We start from the raw sequence: 13,086 nt of genomic DNA on the forward strand, positions 1-13,086 counted from the left end.
TACTGTGCTTATCAGCCTGTTAATCTGATTGCGATAACGGTACCACATCGCTATTTACAAATAAGCCGGCTGGCAAGGATGCATTCAAGCACAATACTGGTTAGCATATAAACACTTACCTACATCATTATTTTTACAGATAAAACCTATGACCCCATCATCAAGCGATGGCATGCCGGTTCCTCAGCGCTATGCTGCAATATTGGTTATTGCACTCGGTATTACCATAGCGGTGTTGGATGGCACTATCGCCAACGTAGCTTTGCCAACTATCGCTCGTGACCTCAATGCCAGCCCAGCCACGTCTATTTGGATCGTGAATGCTTACCAGTTAGCTATCACCGTGTCGTTGCTCTCAATGGCATCTCTGGGTGATATCATCGGTTATCGGCGGGTTTATCAGGCAGGTTTACTGGTGTTTAGTGTGACATCGCTGTTCTGTGCTCTGTCTGACTCCTTATGGACGCTAACATTTGCCCGTGTGCTGCAAGGGCTTGGCGCAGCAGCCTTAATGAGCGTTAATACTGCATTGATTCGGATTATTTATCCACGAGCACAACTGGGCCGTGGTATCGGTATTAATTCATTGATTGTGGCCGTTTCCGCCGCCGCCGGTCCCACCATTGCCGCGGCGGTGCTATCGGTTGCTTCATGGCAGTGGCTGTTTGCCATTAATGTGCCCATCGGCTTGTTGGCATGGTTGTTAGGTATGAAGTATTTGCCTGCCAATAATATGAAAAGTAACGGTAACCGTTTCGATTTTACCAGTTGTGTGATGAATGCTCTGACCTTTGGTTTACTGATAACCGCTATCAGTGGCTTTGCTCAGGGACAAAGCCCAACCCTGATAGCGGCTGAAATTATCGCATTGCTGCTAATTGGTTTCTTCTTTGTACGCCGTCAACTTAGTCAGTCTTTCCCGCTGCTTCCGGTTGATTTACTGCGTATTCCTATTTTTGCATTATCAATCAGCACTTCTATTTGCTCTTTTGCCGCACAAATGCTGGCAATGGTGTCACTGCCCTTCTTTTTACAAACTGTTCTGGGCCGTGATGAAGTGGCAACCGGACTGCTGTTAACCCCATGGCCGTTGGCAACCATGGTGGTAGCCCCGATAGCCGGGCGATTAGTCGAACGTTATCATGCAGGATTATTAGGCGGGATAGGTTTGGCGGTGTTTGCCAGTGGTTTGTTCCTGCTAGCATTGCTGCCAGCCAACCCGAGTGATATGGATATTATCTGGCGGATGGTGCTATGTGGTGCCGGTTTTGGCCTGTTTCAGTCGCCGAATAACCACACCATTATTTCTGCTGCACCGCAACATCGTAGCGGTGGAGCCAGCGGCATGCTAGGCACCGCCCGTTTACTGGGGCAAACCTCTGGGGCGGCATTAGTGGCATTAATGTTCAATCTGTTTTCAACCAGTGGCACTCATGCTTCTCTGGTGCTGGCTGGCTGCTTTGCCAGTATCGCCGCATTGGTGAGTGTGCTGCGCATAAGCCAGAAACGTGGCTAGACTCGGGTTGCAATAAAAAAACCCCGCTGGCGGGCGGGGTTTTCAATCAGAAGAGTTGGTGGTGGCTACTTCAGATACTGGCCTGAACGCAGCGCTTCAATACGTTTGTCCAGCGGCGGATGTGACATAAACAGCTCGCTGAAGGTTTTGGACTTACCATTAATGCAGAAAGCCATCATGTTGCCTGCTTCCTGTGGCTCATAGCTGGTTTTCAGCCGTTGCAGAGCCGCTATCATCTTCTCACGCCCTACCAGCTTCGCTGAGCCTGCATCAGCGTGGAATTCGCGATGGCGCGAGAACCACATGGTGATAATGCTGGCCAGAATACCAAAGACCAATTCCAAGACCATTGATACGGCAAAGTAGACCATCGGGTTACCGGCGCTACTGCTTTCATTATCACGGTCCCCTGATAGGAAACCGGCAGCGACTTGCGCAATCAGGCGTGAAATGAAGATTACAAAGGTATTCACAATCCCCTGAATCAAGGTCATGGTGACCATATCGCCGTTAGCGACGTGGCTAATTTCATGAGCAATAACGGCTTCTGCTTCATCACGACTCATGTTCTGCAATAGACCTGTACTCACTGCCACTAAAGAGGCATCACGACGAGCCCCGGTCGCAAAGGCGTTAATATCCGGTGCCTGATAAATAGCAACTTGTGGCATAGCAATACCGGCTTGCTGGGATTGGCGACGCACCGTATCCAGCAACCAGCGTTCAGTTTCATTGCGCGGTTGTTCGATAACTTCACCACCCACTGAACGTAAAGCCATCCATTTGGACATCAGCAACGAAACAAATGCGCCGCCGAAACCGAACAGACCAGCCATGATCATCAGCCCTTGTACACTGCTGGACTGAATACCTGTCAGGCTTAGTACCAACCCGAACACCAACATGACTGCCAGGTTGGTGAGAAGGAACAGAGCGATACGCATCATAAAAATTTATTTCCTTATTGTTTTAAGTCGACACTGTGTTGAGTCACATGGGTCTTAAGTCAAAATTGGCATAATCCTGGATGATGACTTAGCCAAATTACTACTGAGATACGCTGATCGTATGGGCATCTGACAAATTTTCAAGGCTTGTTAAGTTCTAACAGAGTAAATCAACATAACTTTACAAATTTGGATACTTTTCATTACATATTTTGCTATTTTTTCGCCAATTGATAAATTCGGCGATGAAAAAAACGTAAAAAAAATCCGGGCTCTTTTTAAGGCCCGGATCCTTCATATTATCTGCTGACTTATTTTGCCGCAGGTGCTGCCGCTGGTGGTGATTCAACTTGCGGCTGCGCTTTTTCTTTATGAGCCAAATCCAAAGCAATATGAACAGTCTCATCCAGATAAGGGTCTGGCTCCTGATAGTCTTTTGGCAAATCCTCCAATGACTTCAGTGGCTTTTTACCTTCACGTTTGAAACGCTCATTCAAGCGATTCAGCCGCGTGGCATCATCATCATGGTTCTCTTTTTCACGCTGAGCGTAATTGAGAGAGACGATGTTGCGTTTCTCTTTTAACGCTTTATAACGCTCAATATCTTGCTGAATATGCTGGAATTCAGGATCAGCGGCAATCCGCGCTGTATGTGCTTTCAGTAACTCCGGCTCCAGTGGCTTCAGATCACCACTCTTGACGTAACTGGCCGCATTGATACTGTCCCAAGGCAAGGCATTATCTTCGAAACTCTCACCCGTTTCCGCCGGATCAACACCGGTTGGCATCACGATATCCGGGGTTACCCCTTTACGCTGAGTACTGCCACCATCTACCCGATAGAATTTCTGGATAGTGTATTGCAGTGAACCCAATGCAGGCCATTCCGGGCGCAACATTTGATCGTAAATACGATTTAACGACCGATACTGTTGAACAGTACCTTTACCAAAGGTTGGTTCACCGACAATTAATGCACGACCATAGTCCTGCATGGCAGCAGCAAAGATTTCGGAAGCGGATGCACTGTAGCGGTCCACCAATACCACCAGCGGGCCTTTGTAGTACACCACACCATCAGTATCACTGTCTTCACGCACTTTGCCGTTGTTATCCCGCACTTGAACCACCGGCCCACTCGGAATAAACAAACCAGACAGCGACACAGCCTCGGTCAGAGCACCACCACCATTACTGCGCAAGTCAATAATAATGCTACTGACATTCTCTTTCTCCAGCTTCTGCAATTGCACCTTAACGTCTTCGGTCAGGCCAACATAGAAACCAGGGATATCCAGTACACCGACACGCTCTTTGCCGATAGTTTTTACCGACATTTTCACTGCGCGATCTTCAAGACGAATGCGTTCACGGGTCAAGGTGACAGTGCGCGGTTTAGTACCTTTACCGGCCGGTAAAATCTCCAGCCGCACTTTACTGCCCTTCGGCCCTTTAATGAGTGCCACGACATCATCGAGACGCCATCCAATCACATCCACCATCGGCTTACCGGTTTGACCCACACCGATCACCCGATCACCTACGGCGATAGTTTTACTTTTCGCCGCGGGGCCACCTGGAACCATAGAGTTGATTAAGGTGTAATCATCATCCATTTGCAGGACAGCACCAATACCTTCCAGAGACAAGCTCATTTCGGTATTAAACTGTTCGGTATTTCGTGGTGACAAATAGTTGGTATGCGGGTCAATTTCATGCGCAAACGCATTCATAATTAGCTGGAATACATCTTCGCTATTACTTTGCGTCAAACGCTTAATGGCCGCCTGATAGCGTTTTGTCAGCGTCTCTTTGATCTCTTTATCCGTTTTACCGGTTAATTTCAAATTAAGCTGATCGTACTTAACTTTTGCGTCCCAAAGCTTGTTCAGCTCAGCTTCGCTGGTAGGCCAAGGTGCTTTACCACGGTCAATATCAATGGTGTCATTCCCGGTAAAGACCATTGGCCGGTCCAGTACTGACAATGCATATTGATAGCGCTCAAAGCGGCGTTTTTGCGCCAAATTGAATAAAGCGAAAGGCGTGTCCAACTGGCCTGATTTTAACTCATCATCCAGCGACTGCTTTTTATCCGCAAACTGTGCCACATCTGATGCCAACAACACGTTATGGCTGTAATCCAGCATGTTGAGGAATCTATCAAATATTTTGGCGGAAAACTGATCGTCCAGTGTAAATTGACGATAGTGAGAGCGAGTGAAGCGCGATGTTACGCGCTCACTCACGGTTGCATGCTCGGGTTCCTGACGCAGTTGAGGTAGCTGATCGATGCGATAGGTGGTATCCGCTGCGTAACTCGCCCCCGCCAGTAACAAGCCTGCGATTGCTGTTAGTCTGACAAATTTGTTCATGCCTAGGTTGGCCTCCGTATCAGAACTGCAAGTGTTCTGCGCGCACAATCATCGCCAGACCGGAAGATAGCTGCACCCGTACGCCATCTTTAGCGATTTCTAATACGGTTGCATCCATCGCGCTCTTACCTGCTCTGACTTTGATTTCTTGACCAATTTGCAGTTTAGAGATATCTGTGACCGGCACAGGGCGTGGCTGGTTTTCCTCGGCCTGTGGACGAGGTGGCCGAGCCTGTGGTGGGCGAGGTGACTGACGAGGCTTGCGGTTTTCCGAAGTCACACCCGCTTCACGACGCGGCGCAGGTTTTTTACCTGCCGGACGTGGGCGACGTGGCTCTGGGGTTTCACCCGCAGCAATGGCAGCTTCGCGCTTTTTAGCTTGTTGTTCAGCACGTTGTGCCTGAACACGGGCTTTCGCCTCTTCTAGCTGTTTGCGGGCATGTTCTACATGTTGCTCTTCCAGCACACCACAAGGGTTGCCGTCTAAATCAACACGTTCAGCACCGACTTTGACCCCATAAAGATAACGCCAGCTTGAGGTATAGAGACGCAGCGCAGAACGCAATTGCGTTTTGCTTAAATTCTCTTCCCCCTGAACACGTTCGACCAGATCTTGAAAAATACCGATCTTCAGTGGACGTGCTTCGCCTTCGGCGGTGAAGCAAAGCGGGAACCGCTCAGCCAAAAAGGCTATGACTTCTTTACTACTGTTCAACTTAGGTTGATTTTCCATGAAATTTCCTGATTACAACGGGTTTGCCAACCAGCGCAGGCATGAACAGGCGTCATTATAATGACGCCATCAGCAATTGCCACGTTATCCGTATATCAACTTGCAGTCTGTGTGACATATTTCTCACTGTCACACAGGTCAAGATGCTCGCAAAGCCCCGCCACGACTGAGATTAAACCCAATTCATCAGCGTCATCAAAGCGATCATAAACAATGCTGTCGATATCCAAAACGCCGATAATTTTACCCTTCACAGTGATTGGCAGCACAATTTCAGCATTACTTGCGGCATCACAGGCAATATGTCCGGGGAATGCATGCACATCCGCCACTCGCTGAACGCGGTTTTCTGCCACGGCAGTTCCACATACGCCTTTGCCGATTGGAATACGGACACAGGCGATTTTCCCTTGAAAAGGACCCAGCACTAATTGTTTGCCGTCGATCAAGTAAAAACCGGCCCAATTCAACCCATCAAGACGCTCATAAAGTAAAGCGCTGGCATTAGCCAAAGTAGCAATGAAATTCGTTTCACCTGCAATCAGGGCACTCAAGTCACGTTTTAATTCCGCGTAGAATTCTGCTTTTTTCATGTAATGACCGTTAGAAACCTAAGAATAGCCAGAGGCGATAGTTATGCTTAGCTTATATAAAGTAATCATTAAATACCCTTGGCTACAAGGTTATTCCGCTATAACGAAGTAAAAGAGTTATCGCCATCGGGGGTTTGGCCCGTTTTGCCCCTTGTTTTGACCGATTGCTCTGCTACCATCCGCGCTATTCTTTATAAACCGGTGTCAGCATCAGGGTTTTATAATATGAAGGTACATGCCATTCAACGGCCACTCTCCACTGCAAGGGCTCAGCGTTGCTGCCAGTGCGATGCGCTATTTACCCTGCCGCCGCTCAATGGTACACAAACAGCCTATTGCCCACGGTGCAGCGCAAAAATTGCCAGTGGGCGCGATTGGTCCCTTACCCGCCTGACCGCCATGGCGGTTGCCATGTTACTGCTGATGCCATTTGCTTTTACCGAGCCGCTGATCACCATTCGCCTGCTCGGCACGCGGATTGATGCCAGTTTGTTAGAGGGTATCTGGCAAATGAGTCGTCAGGGCGGCCCGATTACAGCCAGCATGGTGGCATTTTGTATTATTGGCGCTCCCGTTACACTCACCGCATCGATTCTGTATCTGCGTATCGGCAGCCGGATTGGTATGAACCTGCGCCCGGTGTTATTGATGCTGGAGCGGCTAAAAGAATGGGTCATGCTAGATATCTATCTTATCGGTATGGCGGTGGCCTGTATTAAGGTCAAAGAGTATGCGGACGTTATGCCCGGTGGCGGGTTGATAGCGTTTCTGGCTCTGACGTTACTCAGTATTCTGACGCTAGTGCATTTGAATCTGGAGCAGTTGTGGGAGCGATTTTATCCCCAGGAGCAGCCCCCCGGCCCCCGGGAAACATTGCGCATTTGCCTGTCATGCCATTATACCGGGCACTGCGATGCATACGGCCGCTGCCCACGCTGCCATACCCCTTTGCGCCATCGCCGCCGCCATAGCATCCAAAAAACCTGGGCGGCGTTAATTGCCTCGATAGTCCTGCTGTTGCCTGCTAATCTTTTACCGATATCAATTGTTTATGCCAATGGCACCCGCATGGAAGATACTATTTTCTCCGGCGTGGTCTCTTTGGCCTCATCGGGTAACCTGCCCATCGCCGCGGTGGTGTTTATCGCCAGTGTGCTGGTGCCGTTTACCAAGGTGATTGTATTGCTAACATTGTTGCTCAGCATTCATCTAAAGACGCAACATAGCCTTAAAACGCGCATGCGATTACTGCGACTGATTACCTGGATTGGCCGTTGGTCGATGCTAGACCTCTTTGTTATTGCGTTAATGATGTCGCTGATTAATCGTGATCAGCTCCTTTCCTTCACTATGGGACCGGCAGCCTTCTATTTTGGCTCTGCGGTCATTTTGACTATCCTTGCTGTTGAATGGCTCGATAGCCGATTGATTTGGGATGCACATGCAACAGGAAACGCCGAGTACACCGACTGAGGCACAAATTAAACATAAACGCCGGATATCGCCTTTCTGGTTGCTGCCTTTTATTGCCCTGCTGATTGCCGGTTGGCTGATTTATAACAACTGGCAGGACCGTGGTACCGAAGTCACTATTGATTTCCAGTCTGCCGCCGGTATTGTGGCGGGCCGAACCCCGATTCGCTATCAGGGTGTTGAAGTCGGGATGGTGCAATCCATCAGTCTGGATGATGACCTGCGCAATATAAAAGTCACCGCCAGTATCAAAAATGATATGGAAGACTCATTGCGAGAAGGGACACAGTTCTGGCTAGTGACGCCCAAGGCCTCTTTGGCCGGGGTCTCTGGCTTGGATGCGCTAGTCGGTGGTAACTATATCGGGATGATGCCAGGCGAGGGCAAACCGCAGAGCCACTTTACCGCATTGGATACCCAGCCTAAGTTCCGCCTGAATACCGGCGAATTGATGGTTCACCTCCATGCCCCCGATTTGGCCTCACTCAATAACGGCTCTCTGGTTTACTACCGTAAAATCCCGGTGGGTAAAGTCTATGACTACAATATCGCGCCTGATAATAATGGCGTTGTCATTGATGTACTGATTGATCGGCGCTTCGCTAAATTGGTAAAAAACGATACCCGCTTCTGGAATGTGTCTGGTTTTAAAGGTGACTTCAGTCTTAGTGGCGCGTCGGTTCAAATGGAAAGTCTGGCCGCCTTGGTCAATGGTGCCATTGCCTTTGACTCACCCAAAAACAGCCCAGATGCGAAACCGGACCAACCCTTTCAGCTCTACCCCGATTTAGCACATAGCCAACGTGGTGTGGCAATTACGCTGGATTTACCCAGTGGGAGTAGTTTAAGTGAGGGGAGAACACCGCTGATTTATCAGGGGTTACAGGTTGGCACCCTGACCAAAATGACACTTCAACCGGACAGTAAAGTGACCGGTGAACTGACCATTGACCCGTCAGTGGTCGATTTGATGCGTGCAGGCAGCCGCATTGAAATGAACAGCCCCCGAATCAGTCTTAATGATGCCAAACTGAGTGAACTCTTGACTGGCAATACATTAGAGTTAATCCCGGGTGAAGGGGCACCACAAAAACACTTTACCGTGCTACCAAGCAGTAAAAGTCTGTTGCAGCAGCCCAATGTGCTCGAATTGCAATTAACCGCACCGCAAAGTTATGGCATTGATATCGGCCAGCCTATCTCGCTACATGGCATTAAAATTGGCCAAGTCTTGACCCGTGAGTTATCAGCCGACGGTGTGACCTTCACGGCAGCAGTTGAAGCCAAATACCGTGATTTGGTGCATAAAGACAGCAAGTTTGTGGTTAACAGTCGGCTGGAGGTAAAACTCGGGATTGATGGCATTGATATTCAGGGTGCCAGTGCGCAGGAGTGGATTGATGGCGGTATTCTGATACTGCCGGGCAGCAAAGGTGAAGCCCTGAATAAGTATCCGCTGTATAGCAGTGTCGCCAAAGCTACCGATGGCATTTTAGGCAACGCCCCCGCCACAACACTAAGTTTAACTGCTGCCAGCTTGCCCGATGTGCAAACCGGTTCTGTGGTGTTATATCGCAAGTTTCAGGTAGGTGAAATTACCCATATCAGGCCAAAAGCCAATGAGTTTGAAGTGGATGTCTATATTCAGCCCGAATATCGCAATTTACTCACTGATAAGAGCATTTTCTGGGCCGAGGGTGGGGCGAAAGTCCAGTTGAACGGCAGTGGGCTAACTGTGCAGGCATCTCCGTTGAATCGCGCCCTAAAAGGGGCTATCAGCTTTGATAATCTGGAAGGTGTGACACTGGATAAGGGGGCCAAACGCACCTTGTATGGTAATGAAACCGCCGCCCGTGCTGTCGGTAGTCAAATCATATTGCGCACCTTTGATGCCAGCAAACTGGCAACCGGCATGCCGATTCGTTATTTGGGTATCAATATTGGCCAAGTCGAATCGCTGAAACTGGCACCTGAGCGCAACGAAGTGTTAGCCAAAGCCGTGCTCTATCCAGAATATGTGCAGAACTTTACCCGGGCCGGTACCCGCTTTTCTATTGTCTCGCCGGAGATATCAGCCGCAGGGGTCAATAATCTGGACACCTTGTTCCAACCTTATATTAATGTAGAGCCGGGTAAAGGTGGCACATTACGTACTTTTGAGTTGCAAACCGCCACTATTACCGACTCCCGTTATCTTGATGGGCTGAGCCTTATTCTGGATACCGCGGAGGCAGGATCATTGCAGGTTGGCACACCGGTCCTCTTCCGTGGGCTTGAAGTGGGTACTGTTACCGGGTTTAACCTTGGTGCGATGTCTGATCGCGTGCAGGTATCGATACGGATCAGCCAGAAATTCCAGCAGTTGGTGCGGCAAAATAGCGTGTTCTGGCTGGCATCAGGGTACAACCTTGAATTCGGTCTAACCGGTGGTGTGGTGAAAAGCGGCACCTTCCAGCAATTTATACGCGGCGGCATTGCTTTCGCGACCCCACCAACGACACCACTGGCTCCTAAGGCCAGCATAAATCAGCACTTCTTGCTTAACCCAGAAGAGCCGAAAGATTGGCGCAATTGGGGTACAGCAATCCCCCGCTTTTAGGTGCTCATCAGGGTAGCTCACACTGGGCTGCCCTGATAATTCCCCGACATCATTTCCGCATAAAGATTAATCTTCGTGTGCGACCTGCTGCTCACTCGGTGTCACCATCACATCCAGCACGCATTGACGCAACCAACGGTGCGCCGGATCAGCATCCATGCGCGGATGCCACAACATCGAAACCGTAATAGTCGGTAAGGTTAAAGGAAGAGGAAAGCTGTACATCCCTCGGCGCAGATTCTGGCTATGCCGTTCGGGAACCGTCGCCACCAAGTCCGTCCCTCTCACCAGCGCCAATGCGGTGGATATAGAATCAACCGAGGCGATAATATTCCGTTCAATCCCAAGTAATTGTAGTGCCTCATCAATCGGCCCTTTATGGCCCTGACGCCGTGAAACCACAATATGCCCCTGAGTTGCATAACGCACGGGGGTGATGTCCTCCCCACATAGCGGGTGACCATCACGCACCACGCCCATAAAGCGATCGCGGAAAAGTGCCCGTGTTCGTAATTCAGGGCTGGCAGTCTGGCCCACCACACCCGTTTCCAGATCCACCATGCCATCACGTAACAATGCGCTGTCTTTATTCAATTTTTGCATGAAATGCAGTTGCACATTGGGGGCTTGTTGATGAATCCGAGTCAGCAATGCGCCGCCAAAGTTTTCGACAAAGCCATCGCTGGTACGCAAAGTGAAGGTTCGCATCAACTGTGCCAGGTCCAGTTTTGCCGCAGGCCGCAGCACCGATGTGGCTTCTTGTACTAATTGGCTGACCTGTTCACGCAGTTCAAGTGCTCTTGGTGTCGCTACCAAGGCGCGCCCTGCCCTGACCAGCAAGGGATCACCGGTTGTTTTACGCAATCTTGCCAACGCCCGACTCATCGCCGATGGGCTAAGCCCTAATCGCTGGGCAGCACGCGCCACGCTCCCCTCGGCCAGCAGAACATTGAGTGTGATTAATAAATTGAGATCAGGTTTTGTCATGTACTGACTCTAGCACAACCTCATGCTGACATGGCGTTTTATGCATGGATAACCTGCATTCCATGCGTCTTCCGCCTTATGATGTAATACCCTAATCTCTCCTGAACAGGTCATTCAGGAGTTAATCTATTAATGAAAATCAATACCGAAAACATCAATAGTGACATCATCGCCAACAGTGCGCTAAGCAGAATAATTATCAGCCTCTCCCTGCCGATGCTGCTTTCTTCATTAGCAACCAGCATCGCCAATGTGGGCTTACCCACGTTAACACTCACTTTCAGTGCCTCTTTTCAAGCGGCGCAGTGGGTCGTTTTAGCCTATTTACTGGCGATTACCACCTCGGCCATCAGCATTGGCCGTTTGGGGGATATCACTAACAAACGCCGATTGTTGAATGCGGGGATTGGTTTATTCACAGTGGCCTCTCTGGGTTGCGCGTTAGCCCCTGATATCGGAGTGTTAATTGCTGCCCGTGTGTTACAGGGATTAGGGGCCGCCACCATGATGACACTGACTCTGGCGCTGGTCGGTGAGGCGATTAGTAAAGAAAAAATCGGGCGGGCGATGGGCATGCTCGGCAGCATCTCGGCTATCGGCACGGCACTTGGGCCCTCAGTGGGTGGCATGTTAATCAGCGGGTTCGGTTGGCCAGCGATGTTCCTGATTAACATCCCTTTTGGGTTATTAGCCTTATTTTTGCTATCACGCTATTTACCCATCTCCGACTCATTCACTAGCACTAACAACGAATTACAACAGGCCCATGGTGGTTTTGATCCTCTTGGGATGCTCTTGCTGGGCCTGACTCTGGCACTGTATGCCCTTGCCATGACGCTGGGCCATGGCACCTTCGGTACACTTAATTTAGTGTTATTACTCGCTGCGGTAATTGGCATCGGGTTATTCATCTGGGCGGAAAAGAACACTCCATTCCCATTAATTCAAACCGCTATGTGGCGCCACTCACAGCTGCGTAGTGCATTGATAGTCAGTGCATTGGTCACCACTATCATGATGGCAACCTTAGTCGTTGGGCCATTCTATCTTTCACGGGCTTTTGCCATGAGTACACCATGGGTTGGATTGTCGATGTCCGCCGGCCCGATAGTCGCGGCACTCATCGGGGTTCCTGCGGGTTATCTGGTCGACAGATTCGGTGCTCAAATGATGGTGATTACAGGATTAACGGCGATCACTACCGGGGCAATTGCACTGTCGATGATCGGGCCAATTGCCGGCCTGCCCGGCTATATTTTGCCGGTCTGCCTGATTACAGCTGGCTATGCTATTTTCCAGGCTGCGAATAATACGCTGGTGATTAGATCTGTTGGCGCGCAACAGCGAGGCATTGCATCCGGCCTGCTGAATCTTTCGCGCAATCTCGGGCTGATTACTGGCGCCGCGGTCATGGGGGCTATTTTCGCCTTTGCCTGCGCCCAGCAAGACATTCAATTAGCAACCGTGGCTCATATCACCCAGGGAATGCAGTTTACTTACCGCATAGCCGCCCTATTGGGCGGTACTGCTTTAGCTTTAGCTATTTCTGCAATATATTCAAAAAATAAATCTAATCAATAGCCAGGCTCTTTGATATGAATCTCAGCATATCCTTATTTGGCTGAATGGATTCACGCCAGAAAACCCCCGATATAAAAACATCAATTTATCTTGAATAAAATAGCTAACCCATTTTTGAATTTTTGCCAGTACAAATAGGAATAAATGATGCAAATGAGATGGATAAAGATTTTTTAATTAATTTTAAACACTTTCTAAATCTTGCTGCTATTAATTAAATATCTAAATTTTTAATGTTTTGTTACATAAACATTAGTTTCGCTACGTTATTGGCGCAACTCTGTT

The 13,086-nt window shown here is 49.4% G+C and carries 9 protein-coding genes; 4 read left to right on the top strand and 5 right to left on the bottom strand.

All coding sequences use genetic code 11. The annotated features are described in order from the left end of the window. The first annotated feature begins 148 nt into the window (after positions 1-148). Entirely contained in the window at positions 149-1,516 is a 1,368-nt protein-coding gene (locus Q2T71_RS11600) for an MFS transporter (protein ID WP_372559171.1), read from the top strand. A gap of 65 nt (positions 1,517-1,581) precedes the next feature. Here the strand turns inward: Q2T71_RS11600 and htpX are convergent, their stop codons facing one another. The 4 genes from htpX to Q2T71_RS11620 all read right to left on the bottom strand — a co-directional run bounded on the left by htpX (position 1,582) and on the right by Q2T71_RS11620 (position 6,161). Then, positions 1,582-2,463, bottom strand: a complete 882-nt coding sequence (gene htpX, locus Q2T71_RS11605) for a protease HtpX (protein ID WP_005182949.1) — start codon at positions 2,461-2,463, stop codon at positions 1,582-1,584. Positions 2,464-2,774: 311 nt separating this feature from the next. After that, the gene (gene prc / locus Q2T71_RS11610; protein ID WP_083158659.1) at positions 2,775-4,835 is read right to left on the bottom strand and encodes a carboxy terminal-processing peptidase; all 2,061 of its coding nucleotides are present in this window, start codon (positions 4,833-4,835) and stop codon (positions 2,775-2,777) included. Between the two features lie 19 nt (positions 4,836-4,854). Continuing rightward, positions 4,855-5,568 (bottom strand): RNA chaperone ProQ, encoded by a 714-nt coding sequence (proQ, locus tag Q2T71_RS11615; RefSeq protein WP_372559172.1) that lies wholly within the window; start codon positions 5,566-5,568, stop codon positions 4,855-4,857. 95 nt (positions 5,569-5,663) lie between these two features. Beyond that, positions 5,664-6,161 carry a GAF domain-containing protein gene (locus Q2T71_RS11620; protein WP_083158658.1) on the bottom strand — a complete coding sequence of 166 codons (498 nt, stop codon included), beginning with the start codon at positions 6,159-6,161 and terminating at the stop codon, positions 5,664-5,666. 225 nt (positions 6,162-6,386) lie between these two features. Between Q2T71_RS11620 and yebS the strand changes: the two genes are divergently transcribed. Together yebS and Q2T71_RS11630 are read left to right on the top strand one after the other, a co-directional pair. After that, the gene (gene yebS, locus Q2T71_RS11625; protein WP_372559173.1) at positions 6,387-7,634 is read left to right on the top strand and encodes a membrane integrity lipid transport subunit YebS; all 1,248 of its coding nucleotides are present in this window, start codon (positions 6,387-6,389) and stop codon (positions 7,632-7,634) included. Next, positions 7,603-10,233 carry an MlaD family protein gene (locus Q2T71_RS11630; RefSeq protein ID WP_372559174.1) on the top strand — a complete coding sequence of 877 codons (2,631 nt, stop codon included), beginning with the start codon at positions 7,603-7,605 and terminating at the stop codon, positions 10,231-10,233. Before yebS ends, Q2T71_RS11630 begins: the two co-directional genes overlap by 32 nt. A 66-nt stretch (positions 10,234-10,299) precedes the next feature. On the opposite strand, the gene Q2T71_RS11635 is transcribed toward Q2T71_RS11630, so the two are convergent. Beyond that, positions 10,300-11,220 carry a LysR family transcriptional regulator gene (locus Q2T71_RS11635; RefSeq protein WP_372559175.1) on the bottom strand — a complete coding sequence of 307 codons (921 nt, stop codon included), beginning with the start codon at positions 11,218-11,220 and terminating at the stop codon, positions 10,300-10,302. A 132-nt stretch (positions 11,221-11,352) separates the two neighbouring features. On the opposite strand from Q2T71_RS11635, the gene Q2T71_RS11640 reads away from it, so the two are divergent. Further along, on the top strand, positions 11,353-12,801 hold the full coding sequence (locus tag Q2T71_RS11640) for an MFS transporter (RefSeq protein ID WP_372559176.1): 1,449 nt from the start codon (positions 11,353-11,355) through the stop codon (positions 12,799-12,801). The last annotated feature ends 285 nt before the right edge of the window (positions 12,802-13,086 follow it).

It is taken from the genome of Yersinia sp. 1652 StPb PI (assembly GCF_041538345.1).
Lineage (GTDB): Bacteria > Pseudomonadota > Gammaproteobacteria > Enterobacterales > Enterobacteriaceae > Yersinia > Yersinia enterocolitica_E.

What these genes read in the sequence shown, in the direction of transcription:
- yebS (WP_372559173.1), top strand. Translation starts at nt 6,387, where the DNA reads ATGAAGGTACATGCCATTCAACGGCCACTCTCCACTGCAAGGGCTCAG.
- Q2T71_RS11635 (WP_372559175.1), bottom strand. Translation starts at nt 11,220, where the DNA reads ATGACAAAACCTGATCTCAATTTATTAATCACACTCAATGTTCTGCTG.
- Q2T71_RS11630 (WP_372559174.1), top strand. Translation starts at nt 7,603, where the DNA reads ATGCAACAGGAAACGCCGAGTACACCGACTGAGGCACAAATTAAACAT.
- prc (WP_083158659.1), bottom strand. Translation starts at nt 4,835, where the DNA reads ATGAACAAATTTGTCAGACTAACAGCAATCGCAGGCTTGTTACTGGCG.
- Q2T71_RS11640 (WP_372559176.1), top strand. Translation starts at nt 11,353, where the DNA reads ATGAAAATCAATACCGAAAACATCAATAGTGACATCATCGCCAACAGT.
- htpX (WP_005182949.1), bottom strand. Translation starts at nt 2,463, where the DNA reads ATGATGCGTATCGCTCTGTTCCTTCTCACCAACCTGGCAGTCATGTTG.
- Q2T71_RS11620 (WP_083158658.1), bottom strand. Translation starts at nt 6,161, where the DNA reads ATGAAAAAAGCAGAATTCTACGCGGAATTAAAACGTGACTTGAGTGCC.
- Q2T71_RS11600 (WP_372559171.1), top strand. Translation starts at nt 149, where the DNA reads ATGACCCCATCATCAAGCGATGGCATGCCGGTTCCTCAGCGCTATGCT.
- proQ (WP_372559172.1), bottom strand. Translation starts at nt 5,568, where the DNA reads ATGGAAAATCAACCTAAGTTGAACAGTAGTAAAGAAGTCATAGCCTTT.